We start from the raw sequence: 24,431 nt of genomic DNA, 5'->3' as shown, positions 1-24,431 counted from the left end.
AGTAGAAGCATGCAATTGAGCACCTTCCTGTGGTTCGACGGTCAGGCCGAGGAAGCCGCCAACCACTACACCGGAATCTTCGCCGACTCCGAGATCATCGACATACAGCGCGCGCCGGACGGCCGGGTCACAACCGTTGTCTTCGACCTGGCCGGACAGCGGCACATCGCATTCAACGGCGAATCACCGCTCACCTTCAGCCCGGCAATCTCCCTGTATGTCGAATGCGACACGCAGGAGGAAGTAGACGCGGTATGGGCAGGACTCACCGACGGAGGTCAAGAGGGGCCCGGCGGCTCGTTGACCGACCGGTTCGGCATCACATGGCAGGTCATGCCCACAGCACTGGGTGAGCTTCTGGACGGCGCCGAACTCGATACAGCTGATCGAATCCTGAACGCGGTCCACGGCATGACGAAGATCAGAATCCAAGGCTTGATCGACGCCTGCCACCATTGAGCAATCAGTCGACTGCCTGGACTCAGCGTGTCCGCCCCACAGGTGGAACCTCAGTTCGGTGTTCCTGGCAAGCGGAGGCAGAAGCAGGCGCCTCCGTCGTCGTTGGGCTCGTACCAGGCGTCGCCGCCGGCGGCTTGGGCGAGGCTGCGGACGATCCACAGTCCGAGGCCGGTGCCCCCGGCCTGTTGGTCGGCGCGCGGCGCGTGGCTGAAGCGTTCGAACAAGTGGGGCACGAACGAGTCCGGGACGCCTGGCCCGCGGTCGCACACCCGAATCTCGACCCGGCCCGATTGCTCGATTGCCCGTACCTCGACAGGTGGGCGTCCGTAGGCGAAGGCGTTCTCCAGGTAGTTGGTGAGCATCTCGGAGAGCTCGTAGCGGTCGACGACGGCCACCAATTCGGGGTCACACGACAGGCTCACGTCCTGAGCTTTCTCCTCGAACTCGGCAAGCCGTTCGAGGAGCGTTTCGAGCACGCGCACGGGTTCCGGGGCGGCACGGATGTCCTCCGCGTCGATCCTGGAAGCAGTGAGGAGCTTGTGCATGAGTGCTTGAAGACGGTCGACGCGAACGACGATCTCATCGATGATCTCGACGGTCTGCTCCTCGCTGAGCCTAGAGCGCCGGTCACGCAGCAGATGTACGAGCAGCTTGATCGCGGCGACAGGGGTGCGGAGCTCGTGGGCGGCCACGGCGACCACGGTGGTCTGGCGTTCCAGTGCGACTTCCAGGTCCTGTTCCGCTTGCTTTCGCCGCGTGACATCACGGAGCGCTGCGACGTAGATGTGCTCGCCGTGCCAAGTCGTGGCGGTGACCCGCATTTCGGCCACCCGGGCGGATCCGTCGGGCCGGATCAAGTCGATCTCGCTGGTTTGGTTGACGACCGTCGGGGCACCGAACGCGCTGCCGACGAGATCTCCTGTCGAGCGGGCGAAGAGCATCTCGGCGGCCGGATTGGCGAGACGGATGATCCCTCGCTCGTCGACGGCGATGATCCCGTCCGCCGATGCCTCCACCATGGCCTCGTTTGCCCCGTCACGGAACCCGGCGCCGGTGGTCCGCTCTGACTCGGCGCCTGCCGCCGCACGCTTTTCGGGGCGAGGGTCAGCCATCGGTTCTCGGTCCCTGTGCTCGCTCGGACGTGGTCGTCCACTGCGGATCCTCGACGAGGGGATTCGCGGCGAGGATGTGGGAACCACCGCGCAGGGGCTCGCCTACGTGCATGCCGCCACCGTCGATCGTGACCTGACGGATGCTGTGGTCATGCGCGGTGCCCCGGGCCTGCACGACGGCAATGGCCCGCTGGATCTCGCCAGCGCGTTCGAAGTCGCGGAGCAGGATCGTGACATCGGCGAGGGTTGCGACCTCCACCGCGACCGCGGGGACGAGTGCGGACGCGAGATGGGCGCCGGCCGCCGACGTGAGTAGTGCAGTGATCTCGCGGGGCCGCAGCACAGCACCCAGTGCGATGAGGAAATCAAGCAACGCGCGTGGACTGGCGACGCGCTCAAGTGCGGACAGCGTGTCGATGACCAATCGGGCCGGTGCGAACTCCGCCACACCGCGTCTGAGCCGGATGAAGTGATCTTCCAGCGACGCCACCTCCGGGTACTCCGACACGACCCGGAGCAATCCGGTCGCTTCCATGGCATCGAGGTCGATTCCCCAACCAGCGGCGTTGCGGCCGAGCTGCTCGCGGGTCTCGTCGAACGTGTAGAACAGGCAGCGTTCCCCCGAGGCGAACGCGGAAGCCGCGAAGTTCAGGCTCGTCAGCGTTTTGCCCGCGCCAGTGGACCCGCTGAGCAGGACGATCGCGTCCCGGTAGAAACCGCCGCCGCACATCTCATCGAGTTCGGTGTTGCCCGAGGAGACGCGGGTCTGCGACGCGCGCTCGCGCGACGAGAGGAATGCGAGGGGCATGACAACGATCCCCTCTTGCGGGTCGATCGCGAACAGCCATTCCCCGGTACGGTGCGGGGCACCTCGAAACTTGACGATCTCGATGGTCCGGCGTCGTCTCTCTTGCTCAAGGAGGTTGCGCAGGATGATCACGTTGTTGAGCACGAACTCCTCGACGCCATACAAAGACACACCGTCGTGCTCCGCGGCTCGCTCTGCGGTGAGGACCGAGGTGACCCCGAGCATCTCCAGGGAGGAGGCGATCCGGAACAGCTCATGGCGAACGATGCCGATGTCGACGAAACGCGTGAAGATCGCGCCGAGCGAGTCGAGGGAGACGCGGCTGGCACCGATCTGGCGGACCGCGTACTCGATGCGGGCCACCAGTGCGCTGAAGTCGTAGCCTCCGACGGTCGAGGTTTCCTCGATATCGGCCGATGCGTCGACGAAGACCCACTTCCCCTCGCCTTCCCACTGTTCAATGGGGAAGCCCAGCGAGGCAGCGTTGCGGCGAACGTCGGCGGCCGCCTCTTCGAACGTGACGAAGACCCCGGCGTCGTCGAAGCCGCGGATACCGCGGGCGAGGAACTCGACGGCGAACAATGTCTTGCCGCTGCCGGTCGTGCCGCTCACGAGCGTGGCCCGCCCAGCGGGAAGCCCACCCAACGCGACCTGGTCGAAGCCACTGATACCGGTGGGCGTCCGCTCGATCTCGTTGCTGCCGGTCACGGGTCACCGCCTTTCCGATGGCAGCACGTACGAGTCCGGCAGGCCGAGGGCAGCCGCGGTGCGGGCGTGATCGGACAGGTCCCCGATCACCCGCCGTTGCGGCAGCGGTGCGAGCCTGACCACCGTGGGAGTGGCCAGGATTCGTTCCTCCGCCGCCACGTCCGGGCGTTCGGCGGCGTCGATGACCTCTAGTTCGTAGCGGCCGGGGACCTTGGATTCACACAGCAACCGCAGGTTCGCCACCGCGGCCTCGGACCGCTCCGTCTGCCCCGCCACGTACAACCTGAACGAATACGTAGTCACCCCAGCAAGCACTCCCACTCCACACCGAACCCCGAGCGACCCTGGATCACCGCGCCAACACCCGGCGGCGCCCTCGTGAACCGAACGAGAATGGACCCGCCAGCCCTGCTGCGTTCGTTCGATCCATTGCTGTCAGCACCACCACGCAGCACACGCCTCGACCACCCCGTTTCGCACACTGCGGCGTCGCAACCTGGGCCGGTTCGACCGGTCGTGCAGCCCTGTGCCGGGCTGCCCCCCGTTTGTAACCCGGAACTGTCCACCTTGCCCGTCCGCGGTGCGACCCCGAATGCGGCTCGCCGGTCTTCGGCCAACGTCCTCGAAATCCTGACCACACATCCGGCGCTGACCAGCGAGGCCGACTGGCTCTCGTCCGCAGCGGCTTGGTTTCAGCAGCTCAGACGGTTCCCTTCATTGACTTATGCCCTGCACGGGTGTGTACTAAGGGTGCGGTGAATCGATTGAGAGGGTCGGTGAACCGAAGGGGCGATGACGCGACAGCCCCGTAGGAACGCATGGTCCAACTCAAGGACGTTCGTAGTCCTGAGCCCTGTCGGAAGTTCTGCAGGAGGCGGAGTTCAGAAGTGCGAAAGACGCTCGTCAAACTCGAGCTAGCGTTCCGGTAAGGGCCTCCGCAGCTGCGGAGGCTCTTTGCTGTTGTGCTGCGATCCATTGTGGATCACGCTTTGAAGAAACGACTCACCGACGCCAAGATCCGACTGCATCGACTCATTTCTGCTGTCCGCGTTGCCAGGCCACGGCCGCAGCAACGTTCGTGTTCGGAGGAAGTGGCCAAAGTCCTTAGTTGGGCGGTGTTGGTTTTGGGTAGCGTCGGGTTTCGGGCGAATAGGGCATGTAGTGCAGGGGGGTGACTATGCGTTTCAGTGGGTTTCTTCCCGGTCGGCTTGGGTTTGGTACGGCTCCGCTGGGCAACATGTATCGCGCGATCCCGGAGGACGAGGTGGCCGGGACGCTGGACGCAGCTTGGGAGCAGGGTGTTCGGTATTTCGACACGGCCCCGTTCTACGGGGCGGGTTTGGCGGAGCAGCGGCTGGGTGAGTTGTTGTCCCAGAAGCCCAGGGATTCGTTTGTGTTGTCGACGAAGGTGGGGCGGGTGATCTACGACGAGGTGGAGAGTCCGAGTGCACGTGATCTCGGCGAGAAGGGTGGGATTTTCGAGCACGGTCGGCCGAACAAGATGGTTACCGTGTACACGTCCGAGGCCACGGAGAGGTCGATTGAGGACAGTCTGAAGCGGCTGGGTGTTGACCGGTTGGATGTTGTTACGGTGCACGACATCGCTCAGGACTTCCATGGTGATGCCTGGCTGCAGCAGTTCGAGGTTGCCCGCACCGGGGCGTTCCGGGTTCTGGATCGGTTGCGGGACGAAGGCGTCATCAGGGCGTGGGGCACCGGCACGAATCGCACCGAACCCGTAGAGCTGGCCTTGGCTCTGGACGAGCCGCGCCCGGACGGATTCCTGCTGGCGGGTCGATACACGCTGCTGGATCACGAACACGCCCTCGAACGGCTGCTGCCGATGGCCGCCGAGCAGGGTCTGGAGATGATCGTCGGCGGTCCCTACAACTCGGGTGTTCTCGCGGGTGGATCTCATTTCGAGTACCAGAAGGCATCGGCTGAGGTCGTCGAACGGGTGCGGCGCATCAAGGAGATCGCCGACCGGCACGGCGTGAGCGTGAAGGCCGCCGCGCTGCAGTTCTCGTTGGCTCACCCTGTTGCCGTCGCCGCGATTCCTGGAGCGACCCGGCCCAGTCGGATCGCCGAGGATCAAGCGGCTGTGCGCGAGGAAGTTCCGGCCGTCTTCTGGGCCGAGCTTCGCGAGGACGGGCTGATCAGCCCGAAGGCCCCGACTCCGGGTGGCGCCTGAGCACCGCCGTTTCCCTCGCAGGCTTACGAGTTCAGGAGAAGTGTAATGGCATCGACTTCGGTAAGCCGGTTGTTAGCAGCCTCGCCCGAGCGCGTGTGGCAGCTCATCGGTGGCTTCCACTCGCTGCCCGACTGGCTGCCCTACATCCCGCAGAGCACTCCGTTGGAAGGCGGCAGGGTCCGTGAGCTGCGCAACAGCGACGGAGGGGTCATCGTCGAGCGCATGCAGGAATTCAACGAACAGGAGCGCCACTACTCGTACTCGATCCTCCAGTCACCTTTCCCCGTGCGCGGCTATCTCGCGACTCTGCGGGTGTATCCGGTTCCTGGGGATGAGGAGAGCGCCGAGGTGGTGTGGAGCGGCCGGTTCGCTCCGGACGGGGTGAGCGACTCCGAGGTGGTCGATCTGTTCACCGGCATCTTCCGCGATGGCCTCGACTCCCTGGACAGGGCGTTGACCGTGCACGCCCCGTAAGGCTTGTCCGGACGGGCAGGGCGTCGTTTTTCTTCTCTCTGAAGTGGAATTCTGAGGGAGCTGCTGTGGCCAAGGTTGTTTGTGTGTTGTAAGACGATCCGGTGGACGGGTATCCGCCGTCGTACGCGTGGGATGACGTTCCGAAGATCACGAGTTATCCGGATGGGCAGACGGTTCCCACTCCGCGCAGTATCGACTTCGTTCCTGGTGAACTCCTGGGCAGCGTCTCGGGCGCACGTTCCTACAGCGCGAACGAGCGGTGATGGCCGAAGCGAAGATCACCCGTGCGTGCACCGCGAGAGCGGATGGAGGAGAGGAGAACTGGTGCGATGGAGATCGATCTGAGCACGCGCTCCGCGCTGGTCACCGGATCGACCGCCGGGATCGGGGAGGCCACCGCCCAGGGACTGGCCGCCGCGGGCGCTGACGTCGTGGTCAACGGTCTGAGCGCCGACAAGGTCAGCGAGACGGCCAAACGGCTTGGCGTGCGCGGTATCGCCGCGGACGTCGGCACCGCCGAAGGAGTCGCCACGCTCATCGAGCAACTGCCCGACGTGGACATCCTCGTCAACAACGTCGGGGTCTTCGCCGCCCAGCCGGTGTTCGAGATCCCCGACGACGAGTGGCTGCGGTTCTTCCAGATCAACGTGCTCTCCGGGGTGCGCCTGGCACGGCACTACACGCCGCGGATGGTGGACCGCGGTTGGGGCCGGGTGATCTTCCTCAGCAGCGAAGCGGGAGTGCAGACACCGACGAACATGGTCCACTACGGACTGACGAAATCAGCGCAGCTGGCACTCTCGCGTGGAATGGCCCAGGAGGTCGCGGGCACCGGCGTCACGGTCAACAGCGTGCTGCCCGGTCCCACCATGAGCAGCGGCGTGGTAGCGATGTGGGACGACCTGTATCCCGGCCTCGACCGCACCGAACAGGAGCGGCGGTTCGTCGCCGAGGGACGCGCGGCCACTTCCCTGCTGCACCGGCTGATCCGCCCCCACGAAGTGGCGAACCTGATCACCTACGTCGCCTCCGACCAAGCCGCGGCCACCACCGGCAGCGCGCTGAGCGTCGACGGCGGACTGGTCCCGACCATCATCCCCTGAACCTGCGGTGCCGCGGAGGACATCGACCGTCTCGACGAGGTCAGCGCTCCCGACCCGATCTACCCGCACTGGCACCAGGCCAACCTGGTGTCCGCGCGCTCAGCGAACCAGACCCGGCCATGCACCGATCAGCCAGATTACCGACCGGCGGCCGACACGCTGCCAACCCACGAAGGAAGCCGAACACATGGAATCGCCGATCAGCCTGCGGGTGGACGGCCAGGTGCGATCGCTGTCGGTGGACACCCGGACGACCTTGCTCGACGCGCTGCGGGAAGAACTCGGTGTGACATCACCCAAGAAGGGCTGCGACCACGGGCAGTGCGGTGCCTGCACGGTGCTGCTGAACGGACGCCGTGCCACGACGTGTCTCGCACTCGCTGTCGCACACGACGAAGCGGAGCTCACCACCGCCGAAGGGCTTGCGAATGGAGAGGAACTGGGCGCCGTTCAGCAGGCGTTCCTCGATCACGACGGGTTCCAGTGCGGGTACTGCACCCCCGGACAGATCTGCTCGGCGGTTGGCATGCTCGACGAGGTCAAGGCGGGCTGGCCAAGCCATGTGACCGAGGACCTGACCGGCGAGGTCGAGCTCGACGACGAGGAGATCCGCGAGCGGATGAGCGGGAACCTGTGCCGGTGCGGCGCCTACGTCGACATCGTCGCCGCGATCCGGGAGATAGCGCCATGATTCCCTTCGAGTACCGACGCGCCATCGACGCACGGGACGCGGTGTCCGCGGTGGCCTCGCGCCCGGGAGCTACCTGCACCCAGTACAGGCGACCATCGCCAACGGACGGATCAGGTCGATGGACACCGACGCTGCTGCGGCGCTGGACGGGGTGCTCACTGTGCTCACTCCGGCCAACGCACCCCGAACGGCATCCACCGACGACGGTGAATTGGCCGTCCTGCAATCCGATGAGGTCGCTTTCCGCGGTCAGTTCGGCGGTCGTCGCCGAAACCGCGTTGGCTACCGTCGATTGCGAGTGATTGGTTGCCAATCGATTGGCAACCTAACCCCTGTTACCACCGACACTCACAAACTCCGTTCCAGACAACCCCAATCTATCTGGGGCCACTGTCCGGAAACCTCGGGGCGGGCCAGGTCCCGACCGGAACCACTAGACCATCAGCTCGCCGCCGTTGACGCCGATGATCTGACCGGTGATGTAGCCGGCTTCTTCGCTCGCCAGGAAGCGGATGGCTGCCGCTACATCGGCGGGCTGCCCGAGCCGCCCGAGCGCCCCGCCGTCGCTGCGCGCGGTGAGCCGTTCCGGATCGGTGTCCCGATCCGTGACGATCGTGCCGGGCGAGATCGCGTTGACCGTGACGCCGTGCTGGCCGAACTCCCGCGCGAGCGCCCTGGTGAGGCCGATGAGCCCGTTCTTGGCCGCGACGAGGTGGGCCCGGCCCGCGGCGCCGGACTGGGCGCGAACGCCGATCAGGTTGATCACCCGGCCCCAGCCGCGGTCGATCATGTGCGGCAGGAAGGCCTGTGTGCAGTGGAACGCCCCGTCCAGCGTGACGCCGAGGACCGAGCGCCAGTCGTCGGGGCTGATTTCGAGGAACGGCTGGTGCGGGCGTTGGGAGGCGTTGTTGACCAGCACGTCGACGGTGAGGCCGTCGGCGGCAAGGGTGTCGCGCAGCGCGCGCACCTGCTCCCCGTCGCTGACGTCGCATGCGTGCGCAGTGGCGTGCACGCCGAGCGCGCGCAGCTCGTCGAGGAATCCGTCGGCGACGGCGCTCCGTCCGACGACCACCACGTCGTGCCCGGCCCCGGCGAGGGTGAGCGCGGTTGCACGCCCGATGTTGCGTGTGCCGCCGGTGACCAGCACGACCCGGTTCACGACCGCTCCCCGGCCGCGAGCCCCATGATCGGGTCGACGTCCGGCTCCTCGTCGAGGCGCCAGCAGCGCCCGGCGAGCTCCTTCGCGGCCTCGGCTCCTATCACCGGGCCGGCGAGGTCGAGGAACTTCGCCTCGATCTCGCCGTCCGGCATCGGGTTGCCCGGAGTGCCGCGGTTGTGCGTGGTCGTGCGGGAGTGTCTGGTGTCGTCGGTCAGGGTGATCGTCACGGTCGCCGAGTCCTTCGCCTGCGTCGGGTCGTGGCGCGGGTGGACGCGGCCGCGCATCGCGACGACGGCGGGATCGGTCACGCGCTCGTCGGTGAACTGCGCGAGCCGGGCCGCGCCGTCCACCGCCGCCACGGCCGCGCAGTGGACGATGCTGAACTTGCCCTCCAGACCGGTGCGCGGCTCGGCGATGCCGGTCGTGGTGATCACGTAGTCATGGACGTCGAGATCGATGCGCGCGATGCGGTCGGCGGTGATCCCGTGCTCGCGCCTCAGCGCGATCACGGCGTCGATGCTCGGGTGGGTGAGCGAGCCGCACGCGTAGGCCTTGAAGCCGTCGTCGAGCACGGTCCAGACCTCGCCGATGCCGTCGAGCGCCCGCTCCGGCTCGGGGTCCGGCGCGAACAGGTGCAGGAAGCCGCGGTGCCCCTCGATCGCGGAGGTGCTGGAGGTGAACCCGCGCGCGCAGAGGGCTGCCGACAGCACCCCGTCCATCGCGGCCTTGCCGGGGTGCAGTGCCTTGCCCATGCTCCCGTACACGGCCTTCATCCCGGCCGCCTGCGTCGCCGCGGTACCGAGCGCGGCCACCACCCGGTCGGTGCTCAGCCCGAGTACGCGGGACGCGCCCGCGGCGGCGCCGAGGTGGCCGACGGTGCCGGTCACATGCCAGCCGGCGTCGTAGTGGCCGGCGCCAGCGGCGAGCGCCACCCGGACCTCGGTCTCGAAGCCGGCGAGGAAGGCCGCCAGCGCCCCCGCGCCGTCGAGTCGGCGCCCGCTCGCGGCCGCCATCACGGCCGGCCACACGGGGGCGCTGCCGTGCACCGTGGTGCGGCCCGGGTTGTAGGTGTCGTCGTAGTCGAGGACGTGCGCGGCGAAGCCGTTCACCAGCGCGGCGAACGGCGCGCCGACGCGTCGAGCCGCCCCGACCACCCACGCGTCCGGTCCGGGACCCATCGCCTCCGCGGTCTCGCGGACGATCCGGGTGCCGGGCTCGCGGCTCCCGGCAAGTGTGACGGCCAGCCAGTCGATGAGGCACCGCTTGGCCTGGTGGACCACTTCCGGCGGCGCGGCGGCCGACGCGGGACCGGTGACGAACGCGGCGAGCCCTGCGGTCACCGCGCTCATCGGGGCAGCAACCCGAGCTGGTCCAGGTTCGTGCGGAGCAGCCCGGCCTGCTCGGTCATGTTCCGTTCGAACGCGGCTCCGTCGGCGAACGCGGTGGTGAGCCCGTTCTTCTCGACGTACGCCGCCCACTCCGGGGTTGCGACCAGCTTCTCGAACAGCCCGGTGTAGTAGGCGCGCGCTTCCTCGGACATGTCCGGCGGCCCGATGAGCCCGCGCACCTGCTGCGGGACCGGGACGTCGATGCCGGACTCGGCGAGCGTCGGGGCGTCCGGGAAGAGGGCGGGCGCCTCCGAGCCGATGGTGGCGATCACCTTGAGGTTGCCGGCGCGGACCTGCTCGGTGAAGTCGAGGGGCGAGCCGAACATCATGTCGGCGTCCCCGCTCAGGACCGCGGCGATCCGCTCGCCGCCGCCTTCGAACGACAGGTAGCTCCAGTCGGTGCCGGTATTGGCTCGGATGATCTCGCCCGCGATGGCGTCGACCGACGTGACCGATCCGCCGGTCTGGATGAGCCCGCCCGGTTCCGCCCTGGCCGCGGCGACGAACTCCTGGAGGGTGTTGTACGGGGCGTCGGCCTTGACGGCCATCAGCATCGGCTCCGTCACGAGCTGTGCCACGCACGTGAGGTCGTCCAGGGTGACCGACCCGCTCGTGGTGAGCGGGGTGGTGGTCCAGGTCGGGGTCGAGAGCGCGACCGTCTCCTCCTCGCCGGAGAGCCGGGCGAGGTACGCCATGGCGGCCGCCCCGCTGCCGCCGTTCTCGTTGCGGACGGTCCAGCTGTTCGGGGTGATCAGCCTGGTCTGCTGGAGGAGCCCGGTGACCTCGCGGGCGAAGACGTCCGAGCCACCACCGGGACCGGTGTGCACAACGAACTCGACAGCTTCCGGGGCGAACTCCCCGTTCGCGCCTTGCTCGCCGCTGCACCCAGCGGCCGCGAACACGACGGCCGTAGCGAGGGCGCACGTCCGTAGTAACGGGATTCGCATGGTGCCTCCTGGGTCAGGCGTCGATTTCGAGGACTTCGCGCCGGGCCGCCCGTCCCCGGCCCACCAGGGCGCCGACGAAGAGCAGGAGCGCGAGGACGAGGAAGCCGAGGGCGACGGGTCGGGTGAGGAAGATCGACCAGTCGTTCTGGCTGATGATCAGGGCCTGCCGGACCGCCCGCTCGGCGAGCGGACCGAGCACGAACGCGAGCACGAGCGGCGCGGCGGGCACGTCGGTCTTGCGCATCAGGTAGCCGACGAGGCCGAAGACCGCGAGCAGCACCACGTCGAACATGCTGCTGCGCACGCTGTACACGCCGATGACCGAGACGATCAGGATCCCGGGGTAGAGCAGGTGGTACGGGATGCGCAGCACGCTCGCGAACAGCGGCACGAGCGGCAGGTTCAGCACCAGCAACATGACGTTGCCGATGTACATGCTGGCGATGATCGGCCAGACGACGTCCGGGTTCTCCTGGAACAGCAGGGGACCGGGGTCGAGGCCGTAGAGGATCAGCGCCCCGAGCAGGATCGCGGTGGTGCCCGAGCCGGGAATCCCGAGTGAGAACAGCGGGATCATCGCGCCGCCGGTCTCGGAGTTGTTGGCGGCCTCGGGGGCGGCGACGCCGTCCACCGCGCCCTTGCCGAACCTGTCCTTGTTGGGCGAGAACCGCCGCTGGACCGTGTAGGAGAGGAACGATGCCACGGTCGAGCCTGCGCCCGGGAGCGCGCCGACGAGGAAGCCGATCACCGAGCCCTGGGCCATCGCGAACCGCGAGTCGGTCAGGTCCTTCTTGGTCGGCATGAGCTCGCGGAGCTTGCGCGGCACGGTGAAGATCGGGCGGTCCATCTTCTGCTCGATGTTCACGAGCACCTCGGCGACGGCGAATACGCCGACGGAGAGGGCGATGAACTCGATGCCGTCGAGCAGGTCGATCTGGCCGAAGGTGTAGCGGTCGGCCCCGGAGATGATATCGACGCCCACGGTGGCGAGCAGCAGCCCGGCCAGCGCGGAGAGCATGCCCTTGACGATCGAGTCGCCGGCCAGCAGCACCACCGACGCAAGCGCGAAGACCATGATCCCGGCGTACTCGGGAGGGCCGATGTTCAAGGCGACCGCGGTGACCACCGGGGCGAGGAACGTGAAGCCGAGCACGCCGACCGTGCCGGCCACGAATGAGGCGATCGCGGCCATGCCGAGTGCCGCCCCGGCCCGTCCTTGCCTCGCCATCTGGTAGCCGTCGAGCGTCGTGACCACCGACGCCGATTCCCCGGGTATGTTCAGCAGGATCGACGTGGTCGAGCCGCCGTACTTCGCGCCGTAGTAGATGCCCGCCAGCATGATCAGGCCGGTCGTCGGCTCCAGGTTGATCGTCAACGGCAGGAGCAGCGCGATCGTCGCGGGCGGCCCGAGGCCCGGCAGGATGCCGACGATAGTCCCGGCGGTGACGCCGAGCAGGACGTAGAACAGGTTCGTCAGCGTGAACGCCTCGGCGAAGCCGTTCGCGAGTCCGATCAGTGCTTCCACGGGATCCGCCCTTTCAGCCGAACGGGCCGTCGGGCAGGCGGACGTCCAACAGCACTGCGAACAGGACGTAGAACGCCACCGGCACCGCCACGACGCTGATGATCGACACCCGGTCGCGGCGTCGCTCCATGCCGAGCAGCAGGAGGCCGACCAGCAGCACCATCGCCGCGACGAACCCGACGAGGGACATGAGGAGCGAGCACCCGAGGAGCGCGGCACAACCGAACGCCGGCCGACGCCACGCGACCGGCTCGGACTCCGCTCCGTTCTTGGAGACGAGGGCGGTACCTGCCAGCGCGGCGCTGAACGCGAGCGTTGCCACGGCGACGAGGACGGGGAACAGTCCCGGGCCGGGGATCCCGCGGGCCTCGAACGCGAGGTCTCTGGCCCCGACCAGGAACACGACGGCGAGGAGGGCGAAAGCGGCAGCTGTCGTCAGCTCTCGCCAGCGCTGTCTCAGCATGGCACTCCAGTGTGTCCTGCTTTGCGGTACGGCGTCCTGCTATGCGGGCAAAAGATAACACCGCTGAAAGAGGTTCACAAGCGTCACTTGCGCCCCAGCACGAGCGGGACGACCACGAACACGAGGAGCTGGCGGACCACCTGGAACCCCGCGACCAGCGCCGCGTCCAGGCCGAACCAGACCGCGGCGACGGCCATGTCGCTCGCGCCGCCGGGGACGAGGGCGAAGAGCGCGGTGCTCGCGTCGAGCGGGGTGAGCGCGGCCAGCAGGCAACCGGCGCCAGCGCACAGGAGTACGACCGCGGCCATCTCGACGGCGAGCGCGCCGCGCACGTCGTGGAGCGCGCGCAGCGGGCTGCGGGTGATCTCCGTGCCGATCGCAACGCCGATCAGGATCTGCGCGGCGGTCCGGAAGGCCCCAGGCAGCGGCTCAAGGTCCGCGACGGCGAGGTGCAGGGAGGCGGCCGCAGCGAGTGCCCAGACGATCACCCCGCCGGGCAGGCGGAACCGGAGTGCGATGAGTCCTGCCGCGCTGCTCACGGCCAGCGTGGCCCCGATCGAGAGGATCACAGCAGGGCTACGGCCGTGATCGTCGCCGTCAGGAGCACGAGCTTGCGGACGAGGTGCATCCCGATCACCAGGTCGACCCGAGCGCCTGACTCCTCGGCGAGCGCGACCATCTCGGCCATCCCGCCGGGGCAGCTGCCGAGCAGCGCCGTGCGGCGGTCGATGCCGGTGGCGCGGGCGAACCACAGCCCGACGAGCAGTGACCCGCAGACGACGGCGACGGTCAGCACGATCGCCCAGCCGATGCTCGCGCTCAGGGTGTGCAACAGGGCTGGCGTCGCGAGCGACCCGATCGTCGCCCCGACCAGGATCCGGCCGGGGATTCGCACCGCCCGCGGCACCGACAGTCGGCCGTCCGCGAACACGTTGACCGTGGCTACCGCGAGCAACGACCCGAGCAGCGGCCCCGCGGGAAGGTTCGACCACCACCCCGCCAGGCCTCCGGCGAGGCCGACTCCGAGTGCGACGAGGGTGCGCATCCGCGGGCCTTCCTGGTGCGAGGGCGGGAGGAGCTGTAGATTTGGAGCGTACCAGATTACGGAAAGGTATCCCGAAATGCAGACGGAGGACATCCAGGTCAGCGGGGTGCAGTCGATCGACCGCGCGGTGCGCGTGCTCGCCGCGTTCACCCCGGAACGCCCGATCGCGGGGGTCTCGGACATCGCGCGCCTCACCGGCATGAGCCGCAGCACCGTCCACCGCCTGTTGACCGCGCTGGCCGTGCACGGGCTCGCCCAGCAGCTCGCCGACAGCCCCACGTACTCGCTGGGCCCGCGCCTGCTGAGCTTCGCCGACACCGCCCGCGGCCACCTCACGCTCGACCGGCAGGCCGAACCGATCATGACCTGGCTGCGCGACGAGAGCGGCGAGACCGTCGGCCTGCACGTCTTGGACGCCACCCCGGCCCGCCGCACCGTGGCGCAGGTCGAGAGCACGCAGGCGCTGCGCCGTACCTACACCGACATCGGGGCACCCCGGCCGGTGCACCAGGGCGCCCCGGGCAAGGTGCTCCTCGCCTACGCCGACGAGGCGCTGCGGCAGAAGGTCCTGCGCTCGAAGCTGATCGCCGCCGACGGCGAGACCGTGGTGCCTGCGGCCAGGTTGCGCGCCGAGCTCGGCGAGATCCGCGAGCGGGGCTGGGCGATGTCGCTGCAGGAGCGTGTCGTCGGGGTCGTCGCGCTCGCGGTGCCGGTGTACGACCACACGGGCCGGGTCATCGCCGCGCTCAGCATCAGCATCCCGGCCGCCCGCGCCGGCCGCGAGGAGCTCGAAGTGCTCGCCCCGGTGGCGATGAGCGCAGGCAGCACGCTCTCGGCACGCCTCGGCTACGGCCTCACCCCAGTACGGACCGCAACCCCAACCCAAGCCCAGGAGGCCACCTCATGAGGGACGACCGCACGAACGCCGGGACCCGCGAGCTGATTGACTTCGTCGTCGAGACCCCGAGCGCGGGCGTCCCCGCCGAGGTGCTGCACGAGAGCACTCGCTGCCTGCTCGACCACGTCGGGCTTGTCGTCGGCGCCTCCGGCGCACCGGCGCCGACGATCGCGGCGGCTCAGCTCGCCGCCCTCGGGGGCGAGCGGCAGGCGGCGGTCCTCGGCACGGGCACGCGGCTGCGGGTCACCGACGCGGCGCTGGTCAACGGGATCGCCGGGCACGCCTTCGACTTCGACGACACCCACGTCCCGACGATCCTGCACCCCACCACACCGCTCTACGCCGCTGGCATGGCGCTGGCCGAGTGGAAGGGCAGCCGCGGCCTCGACCTCATCGCCGCGCACGCGCTCGGCTACGAGCTGGCGGCGCGGGCGAGCAATGCGATCTACCCCGAGCACTACGACGTCGGCTGGCACATGACCGGCACCACCGGGCCGCTCGGGGCGGCCGTCGCGAGCGCCCGCCTGCTTGACCTCGACCCGGCGGCAGCCGTCGCGGCCGTCTCGATCGCCGCCACCGAGGCCGCCGGTCACCGCGAGCAGTTCGGCACGATGACCAAGCCCTTCCACGCCGGCCGCGCGGCGTCCGCGGGCATGCTCGCCGCGCTGCTCGCCTCCGGCGGGTTCACCGCCGCGCCAGACCCGCTGCAGGGCCGGCGCGGGATGTTCGCGGTGATGTCGACCCGCTCCACGCCCGAGGACCTGACCTCCGAGCTGGGGGACACGTGGCAGATCTTCGACAACGGCGTCAAGCCCTACGCGTGCGGCGTCGTCACCCATCCGCCGATCGACGCCGTGCGGCAGCTGCGCACGGTGCACGGCCTCACCGCCGACGACATCGAGCGCGTCGAGCTGACCGTCCACCCCCTCGTCCTCGAACTCACCGGCAAGACCGAGCCGCGCACCGGCCTTGAGGGCAAGTTCAGCGTGACGTTCGCGTGCGCGATCGCGCTGCTCGAAGGCACCGCGGGCGAGCACCAGTTCACCGACGAGAAGGTGGTCGACGCGCGCGTGCGCTCCCTCATGTCCCGGATCACGCCGGTGGCCAGCACCGAGCTGAACCACAGCGAGGCCGTGGCCGTCGGCCGGACCACGGGCGGTCGGCGGATCGAGGTCGTCGTCGAGCACGCCACCGGCACCCCGCAGAACCGGATCAGCGACGCCGACCTCGCCGCGAAGTTCCACGGTCTGGCCGACCCGGTTCTCGGCGCCTCCCAGGCGACTGAGCTCGAAGAGGCCCTGTGGAAGGTGGCCGAGCTGCAGGACGTGACGCGGCTGGTGGAGCTCGCCACGCCCCGCTGACCCGCCGACGCACGCACCCCTGCCTGCGCGCACCATTGAGCAACTGCGGTCGGCCCGCCCGTACGGCGTGCCCGCCGCGTCTCAACAGGGCAGACGAGGTTGTCGGCAAGGGCAACGCCGCAGATCTCGCGTCAGGGCACTCGCGCGACCGCGCCGTAGCCAAGCGGTCTGGCCACGTCATCGAGTTCGTTCGGGTCGTCGGTGTGCCACTCGGGCAGAGTGACCAGGCCCGGGTCGACCAGGTCGAGGCCGTCGAACCAGGACAGGATCTCGGCGTGGTCACGTGGGTACACGGGTTCGCCGGCGGCTTCGTAGGCACCGCGCAGCAGGTCCATCTCGGCACGCAGCGCCGGCGAGGCGTGTTCGGCGGTCAGTGTGGACACGGCGACCAGCGAGCCGGGCGCAAGGCGTTGCCGGTAGGCGCGGATCAGCTCGGCTGGTTGCGGGTCCTTCAGGTACAGCAGCACGCCGACAACGAGCAGCCCGACCGGCTGGCTGAAGTCGAGCAGTCGGCGGGTGTCCGGGTCGTCGAGCACCGCGGACACCTCGCGCATGTCGGCCTGGATGATCGTCGTCGTCTCCGACCCGGCCAGCACGAGCTGGGCGTGGTGGTAGGCCACCGGTTCGTTGTCGACGTAGACCACGCGGGCCGGGACGCCGGCGTGTTCGGCGACCTGGTGGGTGTTGCCCACCGTCGGGATGCCGGAGCCGAGATCGAGGAACTGGCGGATGCCCTGGTCGAGGGAGTAAAGCACGGCGCGGTGCAAAAACGACCGGTTCAGCCGGGTCACGGCCGGGATGCTCGGCGCGATGGCCAGCACTCGGTCGGCGAACTCGCGGTCGGCGGTGAAGTTGTGCGAGCCGCCGAGAAAGTAGTCGTAGGCGCGGGCCGCGCTCGGCTGGCTGGTGTCCACGGTCGCCGGTAAGTCAGGCACAGGGTCCAAGATCGACACGGTGGGTCTCCCTCATGGTTCCGGTGGATGCTCGTCAGTATCGTCGTCGTGGACTGTCCGTTGTAACGATCCGGGGCTGCTGCTTGTGTGCGGCCACTCCCGATCGGTGTCCCGCCCACGCTGCGGATCGCTTGGTGGGGGTGCAAGTTCCGAGGCACCCTGCTTCTAGCGCTTCAACCGAAGGTCGACAAGACTGGTGGTGGCTGAATGCCCACTGCTCGCCACGCGTTATCAGGGACACCTGTGGGTTCCGCGTTCCTGCGCCAGTTGCGCAATACGGTCAGCCGCGACCTCGGGATCTTCGTGCTCCCACACTCACACGACCAACCAACCCGCTGCCGTCCTCTTGGCGGATGTGCCTCGCGTTACGACGGATTTCATAACTCCCGTTCGCGGAATACTCGACGAGGGAGTAGTTGACTGCAACGAGCCTGGTCGAGGCAATGCTGCCTCGGAACGTCGCGTCCTGCTGGCCAATTCGTGTAACACATCGGACGAACCTTTCGGAGACCACGTGTTGCCAGTAGTCGACGCGCTCGCCTGGCGGCACGTTGTCCGTGCATATTCGGTCTATCACGTTTCCTCCCCCAGCCTGCGGCTTCCTGCGGAAGGCAGGGCGCTGACGGCCTGTTAGTTGCGATCTTCGGGCAAACCGGACGGCGGCTCGACCGCCTCCCAGGTGGCGAAGGAGGTCCTCAAGCCGGGTCGCGCGGCGGGATCTTCGTGACCGCGATGCCTTCGAACGCGTTGAACCACAACCTGATCCGCGAACTCATGGGAAGCACCACCCTCGTGCCGCCGGACCCGCGACTGCTCGACGATTCCCGGAACATGACGTGCGGTAGTAGTCAACGGGGGAGCTTGGCGGCGGCGGGTTCGGCCAGGTCGGTGGCCAGGCGGCAGAGCTCGTCGATGGGCTGCGGCCCGTTGACCACGACGAGCAGCAGTTCGACCATCGGTTTCCCGTCTTCGCCGGGATATCCCCGGTGCACGATGCCGACCTCGCACGAATCGTCGCCGAAGCTCCCGGGCGTGACGAAGGCCTGGCGGCCGGCGAGCTGGCGGGGTTGCCCGTCGCTCGCGGTCAACGGCTGGTTGCGCTCGAAGATGAGCCGGAGCGAGGCAGAACTGGTGGTGCTGTTCCACCGGCACGTCCAGTTGCCGAAGTCGACTTGCGGACGGATGGCGTCGACACCCGGGAAGCGCGAGAGCCCAGCGGGGTCGAGCAGCGCGCACGCGTCCACGTTGATCAGCGACGCGGACTCGGCGGCCGGGCGGCGCGGAATCTCGCCCCGGGACAGCACCTCGGCCGCGCTCACCGCCGCTGTCTCAGCCATGCCGCAGAGGTCGGCGGGGCCTTCACCTTCCTGCTCCGCGCTGATCGCGACCCACGTGCGGCTGTCGGGAAGCGCCAGGGTTCGCGCGCATTCGCCGCTTTCTTCCGGCTCGCGCACGACGTCCAGCGCGCCGATCTTCTCGACCCGCCCGAGCAGCGCCTCGGTGGTGGTGAGCCGCACCTCGATGTCCACCTCGCTGTCGCCGGACCGCACGATGACATCGCACCGGTTGAAGTTGCCGTAGTCGACGTCCAGTTCGGTTTCGCCGAACCGGGCGAGCGCTACCGGATTGGTCAGGGCGCAGGGGTCTGCTGTGCGGGGGTCGCCGACGACCGAGGCCGAGCCCGGCTGTGCGGCGCGGTCCGTGGAGCCGGGGAAGAGGTTGGTCGCCAGCAGGGCACCGAGCGCCAGCACGCCGACCACGGTGGCGGAGATCAGGGCCGTGACAGCGATACCGCCGCGTCGACGACCCGGCTCGGTTTCGGTCCCAGCGCCGGCGGCGATGTCCGCCAGCATCGACGCGGCTTCCGCCGCTGTCGGCCGCTTCGCCGGGTCGACCCGTAGCAACGCGGACAGAGCCGCAGCGAGCGGTCCGGCCTGATGGGGTGCGGAAACGTCGCCTTCCGCGGCCCGCCGCAGGAGCACATGGGGGTTCTTGGAATCCCCGAACGGCGACACGCCCTCGACCGCGGCGAACAAAGTGGCGCCGAGCGAGAACACGTCCGACGCCGCAGTGGGTTCCGTGCCGTTGGCCACCTCGGGGGAGATGAAGCCGGGTGTTCCGGAGAGCAGGCCGGTGTCGGTCAAGGTCACGTCGGCGTGCACGGCCCGCGAGACCCCGAAGTCGCTCAGCTTGGCGACGTCGTCGACGGTGACCAGGACGTTCCCGGGCTTGATGTCGCGGTGCACGAGGCCCTCGGCGTGCACCGCTGCCAACCCGGCGGCGAGTTGAGCGCCGAGCCGGGCCACCCGTGCCGGAGGCAGGGTGCCGTGCTGGGCGAGGTCCGGCACGGGGAGGTATTCCATGACCAGCAGCCATTCGCCACTGTCGGCCACCACGTCGAACAACGTGACGACGTTCGGGTGGTTCACCTGCGCCAGGACCCTGGCCTCGCGCCGCATGCGGCCGACCCGTTCGGCGCCCTGCTCGCTGTGCTGCGACAGAGCGTGCTTGATCGCGACGTTCCGGCCCAGTTCCTCGTCATTGGCGCGCCAGACCGCGCCGTTCCCACCTGACCCGATGTGCTCCGTCAGCCGGTATCGGCCGCTGATCAAACGACCAGTGCACACCGCTCCTCCGCTCCGCTGGCTGGGGTGGCTCGAACAACGTGGCACCAGCTTATTGCAAGGCCAGCTTTACCGGGCCAGGACGCCAAATCGGAGCAACGACGCCCAAGGGAGCATCGCCCTCCTTCCTTGGCGCCCAGCCGCTCGGCCGCCTTGCCCGCGGCCAAGGACGGCGAGAACCTGGTTGCCTGCGGGGACGGGACGTGCGAGGTGCTGGTATCCCCCTCGGCCGTGGTCCCAGTACCTCGGCAGTACGGGTTCATCCTGATGCGGGTGCGGAGCATCGCCGGTGGCGTGATGGAGATCGGTGCGAAGCTCGAATCCGGATCGATAACGTCGCCGCTGGACACCGGGCGATCCACGATCATGAACGGCCTAGAGGTGAAAGCTGTGGCCGTGGGCGACGGGAAGGCGGTCCTGAGCATCTCGCCCGCGTGACACCGGTCCTCGCGGTCGGGCGAGGGGCCCGCACTGCGCGACGCCGACGAGGTGCAAGCCCGAGCCCAAGAGCCCGTGCGCGTGCGTGAATCCAGCCAGGCAGCCGCACCTGCACAACTGGATTGTGCTGCTGGACAACGTCGATCACGGCGGCGGATTCCGGTTCATCGAGGACATCACCGCCGCCCGCGAAAGGCATCTGCGTCAGCACGAGGAACACGATCCGCTGCTGATCATCGCCACGAGTGGCCGTTGGCACCCGGACTGGGAGTCCGACTGGCATCCGCCGTGGAAGTCGGTCGAGAGCAAGCCCGATGACGTGTCGGTGGTGCCGCGCTGCCGGAACGTCGGTCACTGGCGCACCAATCCGGCTGAGCGCTGGCCGACCGCGACCTACCTTCCGGTGCTGCTGGAGCCGCTGAAGATCGAGGAGACCGCCCGGATCCTCCGCACCAGCGTCCGTTCCCCGGAAGCCAGGCTCGCGCAGCGCGCCAGCGGTGGGTTGCCGCAGGCCGTGCACACGATCAAGGACCTGCTCGATGGCGGCCCGTTGAACAAGCAGCGGCGGGACACGCTGTGGCCCGACGATCCGGCCAAGGCGCGCTCCTGGCGGGAGCGCCTCGATGACCTGCGGCTGTCGCATCACCTGCTGGACGTCGACATCGAGGAGTTCGTCACCGTCGCTGCGTGGGCCACCGCCCCGTGGCTGGTGCCCGCGGAGTCGACCAGCCTGGTGTCACAGGCCGACGCGGATTGGACCTGGGGATGTCTTCATTACCACGCTCGACGCCTGCCCCGGTACGCCCCTGGCCGTGGTGGCGCCGCCACAAGATCATCTCGGCGCTGCTGGTGCTCGCAGTGGTGGCCGGGGGATTGGCGTGGTGGCGGCCGTGGGAGCGCTCCGGCGCGGGTATGTCGGACGCGGACGGGCAGTGCGTTGGGCTGAACCTGGACATGACCCCGTTCTCCGTCTCGCCCGATGCAGCACCGACAGTTTCTCGATCTTGAGCACGTCGCCCGGCCGCGCGTACGGCACGCGACGGCAGCCGGGTCGGCGTGAACCTGGCCAGCGCGGGGCTTCCGAGGACCCGGCGACGACCGGAATTCCAGATGGACCTGTTGCTTTGCGAGGGAATGTTCCAAGACCGAACGACATTCCTTGCCGGACGTACACTGTCGGTGTTGGACGAGCACATCGCCTTGGCGCCAGGAAGTGCCGACGCCAGCCAATATGAACGGGCCAGACGACGCCAAGGTCTCTCCAACTACCGGCTGGTCCGGTTTGCGGACGACTGGTACCTAGCCGTTTCGGGCACCCAGCCGCACGCGGAGGCCTCGCGGGAGGAGATCGCGGGTAGTCGCATGACGGGCCTGCGCCTGTCGCCGGAGCGCGACGTCGTCGAAAACTGCGAAGTGGGCGACGTCACCGCTCTCGCCGACTCTTCCGCCATGGACTTCAATTGCACATGCCACGAACCCACCGTCGACTGACTGGCCAACCAGACCGCCGCTCGGTGGGCCATCACGCCCGTCGAGCGGCACACCATTTGCCACCACTGTGCTACTAGGGGAGGTGTGCCATGCCGGTTTGGCGGGTGCGTGACTTTCGCGATGACGATCTGGATCAAGCAATCCACATCTGGGATCAGAGCCGTGACCCTGTAGAACCGGTGTTCTCGGCGGCCGAGGTGGTGTCTATCGCGCGGGCCGGACATCCGGCGTTGGTGGCCGTCGTCGAACACGATGTGGTGGGCATGGCCGCAGCCAAAGTTGAAGGCGAGCGGGCCTGGCTGGCGCTGTTCGCCCTAGACGCCCGCTGGCGCCACCGGGGGATCGGCAGTGCGTTGCTCGCTGAACTAGAGAAGAAGCTCCGCACTCTGGGCGTGCACCGGATCTGCAGCCTGGTCCCGGAGGGCGCGGCTGGGTTCAAGGCCATGGAAAACTCCGGTTACCGGCCCCGCACCGGTTTGATCTACTTCGAGAAGGTTGAGCTCCTGGACCCGGCCGAATTCGGTTTGCTCGAACAGCTCGGCGGCCGACTACTGCCCGTCGGCCAGTGGGAAGCCCTGGCCGGGATGAAAAGAGAAAAGAGCGTCATCGAGCGCCGGGTCGTGCTCCCCCTGTCGCACCCCGTGCAAGCCGAACGCCACGGCGTGCGCCCACCCAAGGCCGTCGTGCTGTTCGGCCCTCCGGGCACCGGCAAGACCAGCTTCGCCAAAGCCATCGCCTCCCGGCTGAACTGGCCCTTCGTGGAACTGTTCCCCTCACGCCTGGCTGCGGACTCCCCGGACGGGCTAGCCGCCTCGCTGCGTGCGGTGTTCGCCGAACTCGAAGACCTGGACGACCTGGTCCTGTTCATCGACGAGGTCGAAGAAATCGCCGGAATCCGCGCCACCCCCACAGCCGGCCTCGCCCACGGCGTCACCAACGAACTCCTCAAACTCATCCCGGGCTTCCGCGAACACGACCACCGCCTGCTGGTCTGCGCCACCAACTCGGTGCGCTCCCTGGACCCCGCCTTCCTCCGCCCCGGGCGATTCGACTACCTCATCCCCGTCGGACCACCCGACCCGCCCGCCCGCAGCGCGATCTGGTCGCGCTACCTCGGCCCCGCACGCGACACCGTCGACCTGGACCAACTCGTCGAACACTGCGACCTGTTCACCCCGGCCGACATCGAATTCGCCGCGCGCAAAGGCGCACAAACCGCATTCGAACGCGATGTTCTGCACACCGACCAACGACCCGCCACCACCGAGGACTACCTCAAAGCCATCGCCGACACCCGCCCCACCCTCACACCCGCCACCATCTCCGAATTCGAACAAGATATCGAAACCTATACCCGCCTGTAGGTCAGCAGTACGACCGGGCAAACCGACGTGTACATGTCTGATGTGCTGGATCGCTTTCATCTCCCCCGACGGCGCTCCGGCTGGCGCCCCGATGAACCGCATGCTCGTCGCCGTTGTTACCAGGGATCGGCTATCGTGCTGGCTGTGTTCAAGCCGAATTGATCGAGGGTCTCGGCCTCACTTTTGTTTCCGCTCTTCGTCCTCAGTCGCACGTCTCGCGGCGCATCACGATGCGGTGCCCTTCTCCGGTCGCCGGGGACGGCGGGTCGTCCGCTTGCGCGGCTCGGGCTGGGTCAAGGCGTTGCGCAGCGAGTTGAGCAACTCGGACGTGTTCGTGGCCCGATCGCGATCTCTGGCGGCGATGCCGAGCGCCACACAGTCGGTGAGCAGCAGCGCGCTGAGCCCCTCGCCGGTGAAACCGGATCCCGAGTGCACGGCCGTCAGGGTGAGCGTCACGCGATCGGCGAGGACCGGCAGCAGGGCATCGGAGAACAGCAGGACGGGGGAACCCACCGCCTGTGCGTGGTCGAGGAGGACGTAGACGTCGTTGAACAGCCGGCCGGGCACGTAGAGGACCACGACATCGGACTTCTGGAGCCCTAGCAGGTCGTCGGCCAGCCGGAACCCCGTGGTGCTGATCTGCCGGGCCTGCCGACCGAGCCTGCGTAGCCGGAGGGTGAGGTAGTGCGCGCTCATCTCCGACGGGCCGAGGCCGAAGCTGACGACCTCGCGGGCGTTCGTGAGCAGGTCGACGGCCGCGACGAAGTCCTCCTCCGTGATCAGCCTGCGGGTCTCTAGCAGCCGTTCGGTCGCCTCGGTGAACACGTGGTCGAGCAGGGACTCGGTCTCTCGGCTCGCCTTGTCGATCCGGCTCCGGAGCCGTGCTGACGGCCGGGTCCTGCCGAGCGCCCGGCTGCCGGCCTCTCGTTTGAGCTCGGGGAGGCCCGAGTAGCCCAGCGTTTTGGCGGTCCTGATGACGGTCGCGTCGCTGGTCTCGGTCGCCGCACCGATCTCGCCCGCCGTCGCGAAGATGATCTCCGGTGCGTGGTCGTGCAGGTACTCGGCGACCCGTCGTTCGGCGGGAGGCAGGTCGGCCAGTTTGCTCGCGATCCGCTCCCGCAGCGGGTCGTCTTCGGGCTGATCGTTCACAGCGGAGGTTGACTTTCTTCTCGATACGGCTATCTTCACCGTAGTCTTTGCTACGGATACCGTCAATTTGTAGTCCACGT

24 protein-coding genes and 1 pseudogene are annotated in these 24,431 nt (G+C 68.3%); 12 read left to right on the top strand and 13 right to left on the bottom strand.

From position 1 onward, the window contains the following. Positions 1 to 9: 9 nt before the first annotated feature. Positions 10 to 459: a VOC family protein gene (locus tag ACTWQN_RS17780; protein ID WP_443204607.1), complete on the top strand. Its 450-nt coding sequence runs from the start codon at positions 10 to 12 to the stop codon at positions 457 to 459. Between the two features lie 50 nt (positions 460 to 509). Here ACTWQN_RS17780 and ACTWQN_RS17775 read toward each other — a convergent pair whose 3' ends face one another. From ACTWQN_RS17775 to ACTWQN_RS17765, 3 genes are read right to left on the bottom strand one after another with little or no spacing between them, the layout of a single operon-like run. Next, positions 510 to 1,571, bottom strand: a complete 1,062-nt coding sequence (locus ACTWQN_RS17775; RefSeq protein ID WP_443204606.1) for a PAS domain-containing sensor histidine kinase — start codon at positions 1,569 to 1,571, stop codon at positions 510 to 512. Continuing rightward, positions 1,564 to 3,087 carry a circadian clock protein KaiC gene (gene kaiC / locus ACTWQN_RS17770; protein ID WP_443204605.1) on the bottom strand — a complete coding sequence of 508 codons (1,524 nt, stop codon included), beginning with the start codon at positions 3,085 to 3,087 and terminating at the stop codon, positions 1,564 to 1,566. Before kaiC ends, ACTWQN_RS17775 begins: the two co-directional genes overlap by 8 nt. A 3-nt stretch (positions 3,088 to 3,090) precedes the next feature. Then, a complete protein-coding gene (locus tag ACTWQN_RS17765) occupies positions 3,091 to 3,363 on the bottom strand; it encodes a circadian clock KaiB family protein (RefSeq protein ID WP_242188307.1) in 273 nt (90 codons plus the stop codon). A 901-nt stretch (positions 3,364 to 4,264) separates the two neighbouring features. On the opposite strand from ACTWQN_RS17765, the gene ACTWQN_RS17760 reads away from it, so the two are divergent. The 5 genes and pseudogenes from ACTWQN_RS17760 to ACTWQN_RS17740 all read left to right on the top strand — a co-directional run. Beyond that, the gene (locus ACTWQN_RS17760; protein WP_443204604.1) at positions 4,265 to 5,278 is read left to right on the top strand and encodes an aldo/keto reductase; all 1,014 of its coding nucleotides are present in this window, start codon (positions 4,265 to 4,267) and stop codon (positions 5,276 to 5,278) included. Positions 5,279 to 5,323: 45 nt separating this feature from the next. After that, positions 5,324 to 5,752, top strand: a complete 429-nt coding sequence (locus tag ACTWQN_RS17755; RefSeq protein WP_443204603.1) for an SRPBCC family protein — start codon at positions 5,324 to 5,326, stop codon at positions 5,750 to 5,752. Positions 5,753 to 6,081: 329 nt separating this feature from the next. Continuing rightward, positions 6,082 to 6,855 carry an SDR family NAD(P)-dependent oxidoreductase gene (locus ACTWQN_RS17750; RefSeq protein ID WP_443204602.1) on the top strand — a complete coding sequence of 258 codons (774 nt, stop codon included), beginning with the start codon at positions 6,082 to 6,084 and terminating at the stop codon, positions 6,853 to 6,855. Positions 6,856 to 7,042: 187 nt separating this feature from the next. Next, on the top strand, positions 7,043 to 7,546 hold the full coding sequence (locus ACTWQN_RS17745; RefSeq protein WP_443204601.1) for a 2Fe-2S iron-sulfur cluster-binding protein: 504 nt from the start codon (positions 7,043 to 7,045) through the stop codon (positions 7,544 to 7,546). 67 nt (positions 7,547 to 7,613) lie between these two features. After that, positions 7,614 to 7,799 (top strand): annotated as a pseudogene (locus ACTWQN_RS17740) (hypothetical protein); the annotation flags it as partial. 180 nt (positions 7,800 to 7,979) lie between these two features. Here ACTWQN_RS17740 and ACTWQN_RS17735 read toward each other — a convergent pair. The 7 genes from ACTWQN_RS17735 to ACTWQN_RS17705 all read right to left on the bottom strand — a co-directional run bounded on the left by ACTWQN_RS17735 (position 7,980) and on the right by ACTWQN_RS17705 (position 14,073). Then, positions 7,980 to 8,705: an SDR family NAD(P)-dependent oxidoreductase gene (locus tag ACTWQN_RS17735; protein ID WP_443204600.1), complete on the bottom strand. Its 726-nt coding sequence runs from the start codon at positions 8,703 to 8,705 to the stop codon at positions 7,980 to 7,982. Beyond that, positions 8,702 to 10,054 carry an MmgE/PrpD family protein gene (locus ACTWQN_RS17730; RefSeq protein ID WP_443204599.1) on the bottom strand — a complete coding sequence of 451 codons (1,353 nt, stop codon included), beginning with the start codon at positions 10,052 to 10,054 and terminating at the stop codon, positions 8,702 to 8,704. Before ACTWQN_RS17730 ends, ACTWQN_RS17735 begins: the two co-directional genes overlap by 4 nt. Next, positions 10,051 to 11,040, bottom strand: coding sequence for a Bug family tripartite tricarboxylate transporter substrate binding protein (locus ACTWQN_RS17725; protein WP_443204598.1), 990 nt, complete (start codon positions 11,038 to 11,040; stop codon positions 10,051 to 10,053). Before ACTWQN_RS17725 ends, ACTWQN_RS17730 begins: the two co-directional genes overlap by 4 nt. Positions 11,041 to 11,053: 13 nt before the next feature. Continuing rightward, entirely contained in the window at positions 11,054 to 12,565 is a 1,512-nt protein-coding gene (locus ACTWQN_RS17720) for a tripartite tricarboxylate transporter permease (RefSeq protein WP_443204597.1), read from the bottom strand. 13 nt (positions 12,566 to 12,578) lie between these two features. Further along, positions 12,579 to 13,028, bottom strand: coding sequence for a tripartite tricarboxylate transporter TctB family protein (locus ACTWQN_RS17715; RefSeq protein WP_443204596.1), 450 nt, complete (start codon positions 13,026 to 13,028; stop codon positions 12,579 to 12,581). 83 nt (positions 13,029 to 13,111) lie between these two features. Next, on the bottom strand, positions 13,112 to 13,567 hold the full coding sequence (locus ACTWQN_RS17710; protein ID WP_443204595.1) for an AbrB family transcriptional regulator: 456 nt from the start codon (positions 13,565 to 13,567) through the stop codon (positions 13,112 to 13,114). Between the two features lie 26 nt (positions 13,568 to 13,593). Then, positions 13,594 to 14,073: an AbrB family transcriptional regulator gene (locus tag ACTWQN_RS17705; protein WP_443204594.1), complete on the bottom strand. Its 480-nt coding sequence runs from the start codon at positions 14,071 to 14,073 to the stop codon at positions 13,594 to 13,596. 76 nt (positions 14,074 to 14,149) lie between these two features. Between ACTWQN_RS17705 and ACTWQN_RS17700 the strand changes: the two genes are divergently transcribed. Together ACTWQN_RS17700 and ACTWQN_RS17695 are read left to right on the top strand one after the other, a co-directional pair. After that, on the top strand, positions 14,150 to 14,980 hold the full coding sequence (locus ACTWQN_RS17700; protein ID WP_443204593.1) for an IclR family transcriptional regulator: 831 nt from the start codon (positions 14,150 to 14,152) through the stop codon (positions 14,978 to 14,980). Beyond that, complete coding sequence (locus ACTWQN_RS17695) at positions 14,977 to 16,332, top strand: MmgE/PrpD family protein (protein WP_443204592.1); 1,356 nt, start codon at positions 14,977 to 14,979, stop codon at positions 16,330 to 16,332. Before ACTWQN_RS17700 ends, ACTWQN_RS17695 begins: the two co-directional genes overlap by 4 nt. Before the next feature lie 131 nt (positions 16,333 to 16,463). On the opposite strand, the gene ACTWQN_RS17690 is transcribed toward ACTWQN_RS17695, so the two are convergent. Continuing rightward, the gene (locus ACTWQN_RS17690) at positions 16,464 to 17,267 is read right to left on the bottom strand and encodes an SAM-dependent methyltransferase (protein ID WP_443204591.1); all 804 of its coding nucleotides are present in this window, start codon (positions 17,265 to 17,267) and stop codon (positions 16,464 to 16,466) included. Between the two features lie 866 nt (positions 17,268 to 18,133). Further along, positions 18,134 to 19,912, bottom strand: coding sequence for a serine/threonine-protein kinase (locus ACTWQN_RS17685; protein ID WP_443204590.1), 1,779 nt, complete (start codon positions 19,910 to 19,912; stop codon positions 18,134 to 18,136). Positions 19,913 to 20,038: 126 nt separating this feature from the next. Between ACTWQN_RS17685 and ACTWQN_RS17680 the strand changes: the two genes are divergently transcribed. The 4 genes from ACTWQN_RS17680 to ACTWQN_RS17665 all read left to right on the top strand — a co-directional run bounded on the left by ACTWQN_RS17680 (position 20,039) and on the right by ACTWQN_RS17665 (position 23,202). Next, positions 20,039 to 20,347 (top strand): hypothetical protein, encoded by a 309-nt coding sequence (locus ACTWQN_RS17680; RefSeq protein WP_443204589.1) that lies wholly within the window; start codon positions 20,039 to 20,041, stop codon positions 20,345 to 20,347. A gap of 85 nt (positions 20,348 to 20,432) precedes the next feature. Further along, complete coding sequence (locus ACTWQN_RS17675) at positions 20,433 to 21,293, top strand: hypothetical protein (protein ID WP_443204588.1); 861 nt, start codon at positions 20,433 to 20,435, stop codon at positions 21,291 to 21,293. A gap of 236 nt (positions 21,294 to 21,529) precedes the next feature. Next, the gene (locus ACTWQN_RS17670) at positions 21,530 to 21,838 is read left to right on the top strand and encodes a hypothetical protein (RefSeq protein ID WP_443204587.1); all 309 of its coding nucleotides are present in this window, start codon (positions 21,530 to 21,532) and stop codon (positions 21,836 to 21,838) included. 89 nt (positions 21,839 to 21,927) lie between these two features. Continuing rightward, complete coding sequence (locus tag ACTWQN_RS17665) at positions 21,928 to 23,202, top strand: ATP-binding protein (RefSeq protein WP_443204586.1); 1,275 nt, start codon at positions 21,928 to 21,930, stop codon at positions 23,200 to 23,202. 225 nt (positions 23,203 to 23,427) lie between these two features. Here ACTWQN_RS17665 and ACTWQN_RS17660 read toward each other — a convergent pair whose 3' ends face one another. Further along, positions 23,428 to 24,351 carry a MurR/RpiR family transcriptional regulator gene (locus tag ACTWQN_RS17660; protein WP_443204585.1) on the bottom strand — a complete coding sequence of 308 codons (924 nt, stop codon included), beginning with the start codon at positions 24,349 to 24,351 and terminating at the stop codon, positions 23,428 to 23,430. Positions 24,352 to 24,431 lie beyond the last annotated feature (80 nt).

The organism is Saccharopolyspora antiqui (genome assembly GCF_052246905.1).
In the GTDB taxonomy this organism is placed as follows: domain Bacteria; phylum Actinomycetota; class Actinomycetes; order Mycobacteriales; family Pseudonocardiaceae; genus Saccharopolyspora.
This window is presented reverse-complemented; position numbering and strand designations above follow the sequence as displayed.

Coding starts and splice junctions, on each gene's coding strand:
- ACTWQN_RS17780 (WP_443204607.1), top strand. CDS start 10: ATGCAATTGAGCACCTTCCTGTGGTTCGACGGTCAGGCCGAGGAAGCC.
- ACTWQN_RS17775 (WP_443204606.1), bottom strand. CDS start 1,571: ATGGCTGACCCTCGCCCCGAAAAGCGTGCGGCGGCAGGCGCCGAGTCA.
- ACTWQN_RS17760 (WP_443204604.1), top strand. CDS start 4,265: ATGCGTTTCAGTGGGTTTCTTCCCGGTCGGCTTGGGTTTGGTACGGCT.
- ACTWQN_RS17755 (WP_443204603.1), top strand. CDS start 5,324: ATGGCATCGACTTCGGTAAGCCGGTTGTTAGCAGCCTCGCCCGAGCGC.
- ACTWQN_RS17750 (WP_443204602.1), top strand. CDS start 6,082: ATGGAGATCGATCTGAGCACGCGCTCCGCGCTGGTCACCGGATCGACC.
- ACTWQN_RS17745 (WP_443204601.1), top strand. CDS start 7,043: ATGGAATCGCCGATCAGCCTGCGGGTGGACGGCCAGGTGCGATCGCTG.
- ACTWQN_RS17730 (WP_443204599.1), bottom strand. CDS start 10,054: ATGAGCGCGGTGACCGCAGGGCTCGCCGCGTTCGTCACCGGTCCCGCG.
- ACTWQN_RS17725 (WP_443204598.1), bottom strand. CDS start 11,040: ATGCGAATCCCGTTACTACGGACGTGCGCCCTCGCTACGGCCGTCGTG.
- ACTWQN_RS17715 (WP_443204596.1), bottom strand. CDS start 13,028: ATGCTGAGACAGCGCTGGCGAGAGCTGACGACAGCTGCCGCTTTCGCC.
- ACTWQN_RS17705 (WP_443204594.1), bottom strand. CDS start 14,073: ATGCGCACCCTCGTCGCACTCGGAGTCGGCCTCGCCGGAGGCCTGGCG.
- ACTWQN_RS17700 (WP_443204593.1), top strand. CDS start 14,150: ATGCAGACGGAGGACATCCAGGTCAGCGGGGTGCAGTCGATCGACCGC.
- ACTWQN_RS17695 (WP_443204592.1), top strand. CDS start 14,977: ATGAGGGACGACCGCACGAACGCCGGGACCCGCGAGCTGATTGACTTC.
- ACTWQN_RS17665 (WP_443204586.1), top strand. CDS start 21,928: ATGCCGGTTTGGCGGGTGCGTGACTTTCGCGATGACGATCTGGATCAA.